Annotated in this window: 8 protein-coding genes; 1 reads left to right on the forward strand and 7 read right to left on the reverse strand. The window is 40.7% G+C overall.

Going from position 1 to position 12392, the window contains the following annotated elements:
- Positions 1-191: 191 nt before the first annotated feature.
- Both D0S24_RS09870 and D0S24_RS09875 read right to left on the reverse strand, forming a co-directional pair.
- A complete protein-coding gene (locus tag D0S24_RS09870) occupies positions 192-1562 on the reverse strand; it encodes a DUF5689 domain-containing protein (RefSeq protein WP_117019703.1) in 1371 nt (456 codons plus the stop codon).
- 31 nt (positions 1563-1593) lie between these two features.
- A complete protein-coding gene (locus D0S24_RS09875; RefSeq protein ID WP_117019704.1) occupies positions 1594-4335 on the reverse strand; it encodes a TonB-dependent receptor in 2742 nt (913 codons plus the stop codon).
- 121 nt (positions 4336-4456) lie between these two features.
- Between D0S24_RS09875 and D0S24_RS09880 the strand changes: the two genes are divergently transcribed.
- Positions 4457-5500, forward strand: coding sequence for an endonuclease/exonuclease/phosphatase family protein (locus D0S24_RS09880; protein WP_117019705.1), 1044 nt, complete (start codon positions 4457-4459; stop codon positions 5498-5500).
- Between the two features lie 4 nt (positions 5501-5504).
- On the opposite strand, the gene D0S24_RS09885 is transcribed toward D0S24_RS09880, so the two are convergent.
- The 5 genes from D0S24_RS09885 to D0S24_RS09905 all read right to left on the reverse strand — a co-directional run bounded on the left by D0S24_RS09885 (position 5505) and on the right by D0S24_RS09905 (position 12386).
- Complete coding sequence (locus D0S24_RS09885) at positions 5505-6098, reverse strand: DUF1080 domain-containing protein (protein ID WP_117019706.1); 594 nt, start codon at positions 6096-6098, stop codon at positions 5505-5507.
- A gap of 100 nt (positions 6099-6198) precedes the next feature.
- The gene (locus D0S24_RS09890; protein WP_117019707.1) at positions 6199-6639 is read right to left on the reverse strand and encodes a hypothetical protein; all 441 of its coding nucleotides are present in this window, start codon (positions 6637-6639) and stop codon (positions 6199-6201) included.
- 94 nt (positions 6640-6733) lie between these two features.
- A complete protein-coding gene (locus tag D0S24_RS09895; protein ID WP_117019708.1) occupies positions 6734-9304 on the reverse strand; it encodes a TonB-dependent receptor in 2571 nt (856 codons plus the stop codon).
- A gap of 171 nt (positions 9305-9475) precedes the next feature.
- On the reverse strand, positions 9476-11116 hold the full coding sequence (pgi, locus tag D0S24_RS09900) for a glucose-6-phosphate isomerase (protein ID WP_117019709.1): 1641 nt from the start codon (positions 11114-11116) through the stop codon (positions 9476-9478).
- Position 11117: 1 nt separating this feature from the next.
- On the reverse strand, positions 11118-12386 hold the full coding sequence (locus D0S24_RS09905) for a peptidoglycan DD-metalloendopeptidase family protein (RefSeq protein WP_117019710.1): 1269 nt from the start codon (positions 12384-12386) through the stop codon (positions 11118-11120).
- Between the last annotated feature and the right edge of the window lie 6 nt (positions 12387-12392).

Raw genomic sequence — 12392 nt, forward strand, 5'->3', positions numbered from 1 at the left:
CTAAACTACTTTGCAATGAAATTACATACCTGACGGCAAAGGTGGGTAAGGATTTTGGAACGGAATAAAATTCCTTGACAATAACTGGGGACAAGTGGGCGGTTGATAGTGGCTCACTACTTTATCTTTTCCTATCCAACTTAAGTCCAAATCCAATTTTCCAATGGATGGATTAGACAGTTCTGTTTAAATCAGCGAGTTCCCGGGTTAAAATCGTCCGGAGCATTTTGAGGTTCATTAATGGTACCCTCCCCCCCAGAATCATTAAATATTGTCCACTCACTCGGTGTATAATTTGGGTTGGCTTCTGAAATATCCTCATTCCGTATGGCTCTGCCATCCTCAAATTCATGGTCGGTGCCGGATCCATCTTCGCCAATAATCCCAAAACTATCTATTACAGTGCCAAAAGGATCCACCAGTTCCAAATTATCATCGCCATTGGAATCTGCCGGACTATTTGTGGAAACACCATGATCGGGAGGAAAGCCATATACCGTTTCGAACTCTGAGGCATTTGGTGAAATAACAAAGGTACTATTGGCATCAATTACAAATGCGGACAAGTCAATGGTAGAACCTACCTCAGTATTATCATTGGTGTACCTCCTAAAGGTCCATCCCTTTAAGTGGAGCGGTTGGGAATCCGAATTAAAAAGTTCCACGAACCTTGCCCCTGTATTGTTATCCGGATCCGCCAATTCCGAAATGAAAATTTTTGATGAGGTAAATTCATCCACCAGATCTTCACAACGTACATCCGTAAAAGCTATATCGGAGGTATCCCTTATTACCAATTGAAAATCCTTATTGTCCTTGATCAAAACCCCGGTTATGGTTCCATTGCCTTCTGGCAAAAGATTAGCTTGAAAATCGGAATACCCGCTATTCAGTAGTTGAAGTTCCATATCTTCACAATTGATCAATGTCCTTATAGTTTCCTCCTCTTTAACGGCAAAGGTTTGTCCCAATTGGGCCAATACAATTTCCATATTGCCCAACCGGACCAAAGTGCTTATCATGGAGCTGTCCAACTCGCTGATATCAATAGCTTTTGGTTGGATCGTCCCCAATGGATCACAGGAATTAAATAAATGCTGGCCTACTATCGCTGCGGGCAAACGTCCTACGGAAGCATTGCCAAAAGCGTTAAAAACGCCGCCCAGTTTAATTACTCCTTTGCCCATTCCCAAATAAAGTCCCTTGCATTTTATAAGGATTTTGGATCCCACTTCATAAAACAGATGCGAGTCCCTAAGATCAATTTCCAATTGTAGGCCCTGGGTGGGGTTTACAAGATTGTCCTGGATGTGCAAGGTTCCAAAAAAGTTGCCCGCCACATCAGAGGATACTACATATCCTTCTATAATCCAATCTTCATTGATCCTTATCAATTCATCCGTATAAAGTGCCTTTAGCTCCCATATGGTAAAATTCGCCGAAAGATCGGATGCACAGCTGGATTTGGGAGTCTCAAAATTTATATCCTTAACACAGGCCATTACAAGATATATGCCCAAAAGGCAGGCAAAGTATGCAATATGGCGAATTTTAAAGTTCATTGTTCCAATATTTCTTCCTGGTATGTAAATATTAAAAACTAATGGCAAAATTTATAAAATAGGTACGCCCATAACCATACCAGTATTTAGGGGCAAATGAGGGGTTGCCGCTTAAATTGTCCTGTTGCAACTGTCCAAAATTGCCGTTCCTGCTTTGTTCGTATCCCCCCGTTCTAAAAACGGCATCAAAAATGTTGTTAATACTCGCAAAAACACTGATGTACCTCCCCTTTTTCAACCAGGATTTGCCTCCTACCATATTCAACAAATAAAAATTGTCCAAGGTATCCTGGCGCAATAAGCGTTCTACATTTTCATCCGTGGCATCGGGAAATGCCGAACCCGTATCCGGATTTAAATAAAAACTCCGTGTCCTTGTCAGCGTTGAAATACCGGCATAATTATTTCCCAAATAATTGGCAGTGGCACCTATCCACCAATATTTGGGATCTCGGTATTCCATCCCTAGGGCAAATGCGTTTTGAGGCCCTTGGGACAATTTGATATCCTTTACCTTGGCAGCCCCTAAATCTATATTGCCTTCGGGACTAAGGATATCTTCCTCCGCCCCGGCAGTATCAAAATTTATGGTTACAAAAGGATCACTGGCATAGAGATATTTGCCTAGGGCGGCAACGAAGGATAGTTTCACGGTAGATGAAAGCTGATACTCCAATCCCAGTTCCGTTCCCAAATGTAATTTATCCAAGTCCGTAAGGACTTCCTGTACAAAATCACTGCCCACCCCGGCATCCACAAAGAAAAAATTAATGTCGGTACTATTCTGAAATCGGGTATAATAGCCGGTCAAGCGTCCCGTTAAATTGGGTAGTCTAATATAATAGTTGAAATCGGCAGTTGTAATGGTTTCGCTTTGAATACCATTAACCACCTGATTGTTCTCCCTAGGATTTATAAAGACATTTTGATAGACCGGAGGCTTGGTCAAATACGCCCCGTTCAAGGTTACCCAATGCCTTCCATTAAATTTATAGGTAAGCCCCCCTTTGGCCCCGAAATTGGAAAATTCCACTTTTTCACCCTTTCCGAAAGAGTTGTTCAAAAAGCGTTCGTTCCTAAATTTGCCGTCGCGTTGATAATGGGTTGAAGTATAATTAGCGCCCAAGAACACTTCCCATTTCGGATATTTTAATCCCATTTGGGCAAAGGCATCATAGACTTCGGCGTTAATATTATAATAATAGTTGAATATATTGGATACCGTTTTATTGGTATTGCCGTCCATATCGTTCCTGGTGTTTGAAAATGGGTCTATATCCTCATGAAATTCAGCCCCCAACAAATCGTTTATTTCGGCGTAGTTCTCCGAATCCATATGGGTATAATGTCCTCCCAAATCAATTTTGAGCTGGTCATTTACGACGTAATTACCTATGGTGGATACATTAAACTGTTGGTCTTCATTGGTGTCCTCGTAGAAAATATAAGCGGCTTTGCCTTGGGCGGATAAACTTGAATTTGCCTGGTACAGATCGTTCCAATTTAACTGTGGATTTTTCAAAAACCCGTCTTTGGCCATATTGGCCGCTATAAAATTGGCTCCGATAGGGCTATTTATATAATAACTTGGCAAATATCTGTAATACGTTTTATCAGGATTTGGGGCATTATAGTATCCCAACCTTCCCTTGGAGTTTGTTCCAAATTGATAGGATACTCCGGTGTTTAGGTTAAATCTTTTGGTGTTATAATAGTGGTTGAACATCATTATGGGCTCTACAATTCTTCTTTCCCTAGAGTTTCTTATTTTACCATTTTGGGTGCCCCAAAAGGGATTATATCTTTTCCCTGCCAACTCAAAAACTTCTTGGGTAATGGCGGAAGATCTTCCCCTGCGGTTGGAAGCCCAAATGCCGGTTAGGTTGATACTATGTTCGTTGGTCAATTTATATTCAATGGCCCCAAAAAGAGAATAGGCATCGTATAATGTCCCTTCAATATAACCTTCTTTGGCCCACCTTCTAGAGGCAGAGATGCTATAATGGATCCTATTTTGCATGTCGTTCGAAGAATAGGTAGCCATTAGTCGGCCCGCATAGGTTCTATTGGATGCCGAGGAAGATAAACGCATCCCTTTCCTAAAAGTGGATGGCCTGGTACTAATATTCGTGGTTCCCAAAATACCTCCGAAGGAGTAATCCGATGCCTGTAATCCATGGGTGAATTCCTGGTTTCGTGTTACATCATTAAGACCTCCCCAATTATTCCATTGGGGACGTCCGTCCATCAATTTGTTCATGGGGATCCCGTTTAAAAGGATAACGCCATTTTCCGATCCATAGCCACGTACACGAAAAAATGCCTGACCAAAATCGAATGCCGCCCTATTTAGAAAAACATCCCTGGTGGCCTGCAGCATGCCGGAGGTCATTGAAATACTTTCATCTTCCAACAAATCGGAATCCGTTAATGTAATTAAATTGTCCGTTTTCTCCTGGACGATATCGCGATCCAAATAAATAATTCCCAAGTCCAAATCTTCATTAATTATGGTAATGGGCATCCTTTTGATCAGATAATCCTGTGCACTTACGTGAAGTATATAATCTCCGGGCTGTTTTAGCAGAAGCTCAAATTTTCCATCGGGTCGATCGGATTCTACTGAGGTAGCACCTGAAATTTCAATTTTGGCATATTCAATGGTTTCACGGGTTGCCATATCCTTCACAAAACCTTTAACATAGTATATTTCCTGTGAACTGCCCCAGACGCCCTGAAGTAATAAAAAAAATATTGCCAAACTTTTTTTCATTGATGAAGATGAAATATTTTAACAATTTGGGTATAAGATATTAATATTTGGAAGATTATTCTTAATTTTTTGTAAGAAAAATTTTATTATAGTATTGATTTTTAATTAAATAAGACTATCCATGAATATTTTCTTTACATTATTTGTGGTCTATTTTACTGTTGGCTGTGCTCTGGCTCAGGAAGCTAAGACCTATAGGATAAGAACAGTGGCCTTTTACAATTTGGAGAACTTATTTGATACTGCCAACGACCCATTGATCCTGGACGACGATCGTACCCCGGACGGAAAGGACAATTGGACCATGGCAAGGTATAGGCAAAAAATACACAATATGACCAAGGTATTGTCAGAAATAGGTAGTTCCGATACCCAAACCTCCCCAGATATAATTGGACTATGCGAATTGGAAAATAGACAGGTACTCGAGGACCTTATTACCCATCCCCATCTTAGGGAGATGGACTATGGTATTGTTCATTTTGACTCCCCGGATAAACGAGGTATTGACGTGGCCCTTTTATATAAAAAAGCAGTTTTTCTGCCCAGTTCCTTTGCCAGTTTGAGATTGGTACTGACCAATGAAAACGATTATAGGGTTTATACAAGGGATCAATTGGCTGTGGGAGGCATTTTGGATGGGGAGCAAATACATTTAATTGTAAACCACTGGCCTTCAAGAAGTGGAGGGGAAGCCAAAAGCAGGCCTTACCGCATAGCCGCTGCCAAATTAAACAAGAGGATCTTGGATTCCATTTCCAAGATACATCCGGATACCAAAATTATAGGGATGGGAGATTTTAATGACGATCCTATGGACGACAGCTTTAAAAAAATATTAAAGGCCAAAGGAAAGGTTGCCAAATTGGAAAAAGGCGACCTATTTAATCCTATGGAAATGCTCTTTAAAAAAGGAATTGGCTCCTTGGCCTATAGGGACCGGTGGAATCTATTCGATCAAATATATATCACCGCCAACATTACCCAGGAATCACAGTATAGATATCGATTCTGGAAAGCCGGGATATATAATCCCACTTACCTGATCGATAAAAAAGGGCAATACAAAGGATATCCATTGCGCACTTATGCGGGAGGAAACTATATTGGTGGTTATAGCGATCACTTTCCAGTCTATATCCACCTAATTAAGGCCGTCAACTGAATTATTACTGTGGGAATGTAATTTTAATATTTCTCCATTTCACTTTTATACCGCCCCCATCGTGTATCTGGAGGGCTATGGAACCTTTACCTGCACCTATTTTCTCATCAGTAATAGTAACCATTTCCGTACCATTTAACCATGAAGTCAACATATTGCCATCCAGCCGAATTTTCATAGTATTCCATTCCCCATCCTTAAGTACCTTATCTTTTTCCGGATCTGGCTTAATAAGCCAACCCCTACCATAGGATTCATAGACACCGCCCGTATCGTGGCCAGGAGGAGCAACTTCTACTTGCCATCCATTGACTTTGGTGCCATCAACGGTAGACCTAACAAACACCCCACTGTTCCCATTGGCTTCCTGCTTAAACTCCAAGGTAAGTTCAAAATCGTCATAATACTTATCCGTGGCCAAATAACCATACTGTTTGTCCGGTCCACTTTCCGAAACCAGCAATCCGTCTTCCACGTACCATTTTTCGGTACCATAGACTGTCCAGCCCGATAGGTCCTTCCCGTTAAACAGGGACAATTCTTGCGACACTACCGGTAAGGCTATAAAAGCCAGTATTACAACTATTAGATTCTTCATTTTTTAAATTGATAAAATTTATACTCGATTATAGTTCTTATTTGTTAAATGGTTTCTCTCAAAATAATTTAGAATGACCCAATTGACTAAATAAAATTATTTAATTAAGCCATTGTGCCCATGGTATTCTACTAAGGATAAGGATCAAGCCCAAACCATAAAAAATGGTAATGGTCTTAAACTTTCTTTTGCCTTCCAATATTTTCTTGTGTTTAGACCAGCCAACCGTAATAAGGATCACTGCAATTATATTGATAAACGGATGTTCTACGGCCAATAGACGGGACGCGGAGTTTAATCCGCCCATCCCCAAAGTTTTAATGGCGTTCAGCCCATTGGAAGACACAAAATAGAGTACCAGACCTACCAAAAGTTGTAAATGTATCAAAATCAGGGCAAACAGGCTAATTCTAAAATCCTTGTTCAAGGTAAAGTCCTTTTTTCCCGTCCACCCTAAAATAGCATTGGCGACCGCCAAAAAAAGAACGGCCAAAGCAACATAGGCCAGATAAGAATGTGTATTCAATAAAACTTCGTACATGGTTATAAAATTTAAGTTATAAATGTACTGACTTTTTAATTATAAAAAAACCCCGCGTAACAGCGGGGTCTTAAATTATTGAACGGTAGTTCTATTAGAAATTATAGCGCATACTAACATTCCAAGTCCTGCCATATCCAAATCGTACCCGGTTATCCGTATTAACTCCGTTCCAAACGTCATCCCCTACCGCTGCATGGATATTATCTTGGGAACTCTCCAAATACTCCTCATCCAAAAGATTATTAATGTTCAAACGGAACTGTATGGATTTATTCTCTTCTTTACCGACCCATAATCTATAGGAAATCCCCGTATCAATCGTATTATACGATGGCAATTTAATAGCGCCCCTATTGTTTGCGGTTGCAAATTCAGAATCCCCAAAATTGGTTGTTCCATATAAGTTGTCGTACAAATTCCAGTTGGCGTCTACCTTGAATCTTGGAAAAATTTCATAATCCCCACTAATACCGCCAGTAAACTGTGCAGCCTGACCTACTTTTACACCATCTATATAACTAGGGTCTCCCGTAGAAAGTATATTTCCATTTTCATCAGAGGTGGTAGTGGTAACATTACCATCATATTCCCAATTACCAATGGATACAAATCCCTGAAAGTTCAACCCGTCCGCAGGGCGTGCAAACAATTCCAGTTCCACACCGGAATGTACCTGTTTTAAAGGGCTGGTCTGGGTAAATTCGTCCACGATATTGTCATTATTGGTATCATCAGAGCTATACTGTATCCTATTGTCCCAAATAGTGTAATACACGTTAAGGTTTGCAGATAAAATATCTCCCATAAATTTATATCCACCTTCCAAACCGGTAATCTTCTGATTTTCTGTTGCCAAAGGATTCAATTCATTTGAATTTCTATCGTCTATATACAAATCACTGTGATATGGCTGGCGTGAGTAATAACCGGCATTGACAAATACCACATTTTGCTCGGAAAGATGATATGCCGTTCCTGCCTTCAGGTTAAATCCAGGGTTGTTCACTTTTTCCGATTCTTCCGATTGCCCTTCATTGGCAGCATTTAAAAATTCTGTCCTAACATGGGATTGGGTAGAAGCCGACCCTTGAAAGAAAGCGGAAAAAGCATTGTTTGAATACTCCAGTTGCCCAAATACCCCTGCGTAATTGATTACTTCTTCATAATCGTAACCAAATCTTTGGGCGTGATCATCATTGGGGTTAAAAGTAACGTTCCAAGGATTGATGCCTCCATAAGAATCAGTCATTTCATAGGCACCACCATTATAGTTGCTGGAAGCCGAAACCGAATTGACCCCTATAAACTCCCTTACATCCCTAAAATGGATTCCGTTATACAAACGCACATCCGCTCCTATGTTAAAATTAAGATTTTCGTTAATCTGTTTATTAAAGTTGGATACCAAACCTCCCCAATTATGATTGTTGTTAGAACCCCTTGCATAAAGTGCCTCTCCTGTGTTTCTATCCGTAATCAATTGTGCAAAACTACCCCTTCCCAAAGAACCGTACAATACGGTGGACAAAGAAGCGGTGTCATTAAAAGTTAGGTCCCAACTTAAGTTGGCTACCGGTTTGTGATAAATATTTCTACCGCCAGGGTAGGCACCTCCATTAAGGGTGTTGGGACTACTTACATTATCAAAACTCCAGGAATTGTATTTTCTACCATTATCCAGAAAAGTGCGCAGATTGTCCGTGCCTGCGGCAGCATGCCACTGCGGTGCACCCGTTAGCACAAAGTTGAATATATTGTTCTCATTGGGCACATATCCAAAAGAAAGGAAATAGGTCTGTCCCTGTCCACCTGTATTGTCAACATAACCATCTCCCTGCCAATGTCCCAACATGGCGGAAACCGCCAATCCATTTTCCATTAGGCCGGTAGAATAATATCCTGTTGTTTTAATATAATTGTCATTGGCGATCATGGTCTGGAAAAAACCCCCTTCCCGCTTGTCCACTGTTTTCGTAACAATGTTTACGGTACCCCCTACCGAGGATATGGCCAATTTGGAAGATCCCAAACCTCTTTGTACCTGAACGGCATTTGCAATATCCAATACCCCGGACCAGTTGGACCAGTACATTCTACCATCTTCAATACCGTTAATGGGCTGTCCGTTCAATAAAAAAGCCGTATTGGTTTGATCGAAACCTCTCAAAAACATTTGACCTTCGCCAAATCCACCTCCCTTAACATTTTGAACAGAAGGAGTTGACTTTAGAACCTCCGGTAAATCCCAGTTGCCCGTTTTTTCCCTTATTTCATTTGCCTTAATGGTCGACACGGCAATAGGCGTCTGTCTGTCCTCGGCCAAATCTATTATCCCAGAACCTACAACAACGACTCCCTCCAGTTCCTGGGCGTTCGGCATTAAGGTTATATTCCCAATACTACCGGTTTGCGTAAAATTTACCTTTTTGGTTATAAACCCTATATAGGATATAACCAAAGTTCCCGAATTCTGGGGAACCTCCATAGTAAAATTTCCATCAAAATCGGCCGCTACACCAATAGTAGTCCCTTGTAGGCTCACATTAGCCCCCGGTAATGGCCCACCAATATCACCATCAACCACGGTACCCGTAATCGTTCCCTGTGAAAATCCAATGGCCATAAATAAAAATACGGCAAAAGCGAAGTACATTTTTTTCATTCTTTCAAAAGTTCGTTAGTTTTAAATAATCGTCGCAAAAATGAGTATATTTTTACAACAATACATTACCATAATGTTAAATCAATAATGCGAATTTAACATTAAAAATCTTAATAACCCTTGTAAGACAATTAGTTAATACCGTTTATTAGGAATTGGCAAAATTGCCAATTAATTCTTAAATAAATTTAAAAGATTTAACGTGGAAGCGTCATGATCCGCAATGGCAGCCCCTTCAATATCGTCCAGTATGGCAGTAGCCAATTGTTTGCCCAATTCCACCCCCCACTGATCGTAACTAAATATGTTCCACACTATGCCCTGAACGAATATTTTGTGTTCGTACATGGCAATAAGGGATCCGAGACTTTTGGGGGTCAACTTATCTATTAATAGGGTATTGGTAGGTTTGTTTCCTTCAAACACCTTAAATGGTAAAATTTCCTCTATTTCCTTCGCCGATATTTTTTTGTCCGATAATTCCTTTTCAACCTCATCGGCGGTTTTTCCATTCATTAGCGCCTCGGTTTGGGCAAAGAAGTTGGCCATTAATTTATTGTGGTGGTCCGTGTCCCCGTGTAGGGGTGCCTTAAACCCAATAAAATCGGTAGGGATTAGTTTAGTGCCTTGATGGATCAATTGAAAAAAGGCGTGTTGGGAATTCGTTCCGGGCTCTCCCCATATAATGGTCCCTGTTTCATAAGTCACCCTATTCCCGTTCCTGTCCACACTTTTCCCATTACTCTCCATGATCCCTTGCTGTAAATAGGCCGAAAACCTACTTAAATATTGGGTATAGGGAATAATGGCCTCGGTCTCGGCCCCATAAAAGTTATTGTACCAAACACTTATAAGCGCAAGGATTACGGGGATGTTCTCACCAAATTCAGCAGTATCAAAATGCCTATCCATTTCATGTGCCCCCGTCAACATAGCATCAAAATTTTCATATCCTACCGCTAGGCCAATGGAGAGCCCCACGGCACTCCACAATGAAAACCTTCCACCAACCCAATCCCACATTGGGAATACGTTATCCGCATCAATTCCAAATTCAGCAATTTTCTCCGCATTGGTAGAGACCGCGGCAAAATGTTTGGATACATCTGCCTGTGTAGCCTGTTTTAGAAACCATTTCCTTATGGTAGTGGCATTACTTAGGGTTTCCTGGGTGGTAAAAGTCTTGGAAACCACAACAAACAAGGTTGTTTCAGGGTTTAAACCTTTTAAGGTTTCGTATACATGGTCCCCATCCACATTGCTTACAAAATGCATTTTTAAATGGTTCCCGTAAAATTTTAAGGCTTCCACTACCATGGCGGGACCAAGATCCGATCCTCCAATCCCAATATTGACCACATCTGTAAAGGCTTTTCCGGTATATCCCTTTTTAGTTCCGGAAATTATGGCATCCGTAAAAGTTTTTATCTTCTGTTTCACCTCGTAAACTTCCGGAACAATGTTAAGCCCGTCTACTTTAATGATATCGGATTTTTTTGCTCTCAAGGCCGTGTGGAGTACCGCCCTTCCTTCCGTTTTATTTATAATACCACCTTCAAACTGTTTCCGGATCGCATCCTTCAATCCAACTTCATTGGCCAATTGCAAAAGAAGTTGAAGGGTTTCCTGGGTTATCCTATTCTTTGAAAAGTCTACAAAAAAATCATTCCAGCGAATGCTGTAATTCTTGGCCCTTTCGGATCCCTTTGCGAACAAGTCCTTAAGGGTAAGGATATCGGCATTCTCTTTATAATATTGTGAAAGTTTTTCCCAAGCTTCTGTTTTGGTAGGGTCAGTATTCTGTAAAGCCATTTTATTCGTTGAGTGTTAGCAAATCTTCCTCCGGTAATTCTATGTATTCAATGCAATCCAATTGACTTTTCTTGGGCCCTACAAATTCCAAATAATCTGTTTTTAGGCTATCCGCTATAGGTTCGGCGGCCGGTAATTTTTCCTTTAACGGATCTACCTGTCGCCCATTTTTCCAGAACCGATAACACACATGGGGTCCTCCGGTATTACCGGTCATTCCGATCCAACCTATGACATCGCCCTGCTTTACAAAATCCCCTTTCTTCACCTTCTGATTCTTCATATGGAGGTACTGGGTGCTATAGGTGCCATTGTGTTGGATTTTCACATATTTGCCATTGCCCCCCCTTCTGGTGGATTCTGTAACGGTACCATTGGCGGTGGCCAAGATTGGGGTTCCGATAGGAGCTGCATAATCCGTTCCCTTATGGGGCCTTACCTTATATCCATAATAGGCAATTCTTCTGTTTAAATTATACCTAGAGGATATTCTACTAAACTGCACTGGGGACTGTAAAAATGTACGCCTAAGATTTTTGGCCTGATCATCATAATAATCGTTGATATTCTTTGTTGAATCCGCCACAAAATTAAACGCATAGAACGGCTCTCCATTGTGCTCAAAATAGGCAGCCTCTATACCACTGGCACCGGCATAAATAGTATCGTTGATATACTTTTCCTTGTAGATCACCTTAAACCGATCCCCTTTTTGAAGTCTAAAAAAATCTATGGTCCAAGCGTAAATTTCAGATAAACTATTGGTAACGTTATAATCAATCCCCTGTTTCAATATGGCCTCGGACAAAGAGGTTTCAATAATTCCGGAAGCCTCGCGCTCCACATATTTTACCTTCTGTTTTTTCTTATAGGCTAGGACGCTGTCCCTGAAATCGACCACCGTATAGTTTATGGGATCATTTTGATATATAAATACCTCTGTGTTATTGGTGGTGTCCTTGGATTTCAAAATTAGGTAAGGTTTGCCAACAACTATTTTCCTAACATCGAAAGTATCCCTGAAGTGTTCCGAAACCCTTGCAATCTTGGGGTATTCCACCCTATTTTTCAACATTAGCTCCCCAAAGCTGTCCCCATTTTTGACCGTGTCCCTCAAGACTTCAAAATCTTCCAGGTTAAACCCAAACTCTTTTACAACAACAGGTTTTTTTATAGTTACCACCTCTGCTATTTCCTCAGTAACAGGTTTGTCGTCCTTACATGAAATAATAAAAACTAAACTTAAAATTAGGCCCCAATATTTTTGCATTGTTAT

The sequence above is a fragment of the Arenibacter sp. P308M17 genome (assembly GCF_003426735.1).
Classification (GTDB): Bacteria; Bacteroidota; Bacteroidia; order Flavobacteriales; family Flavobacteriaceae; genus Arenibacter.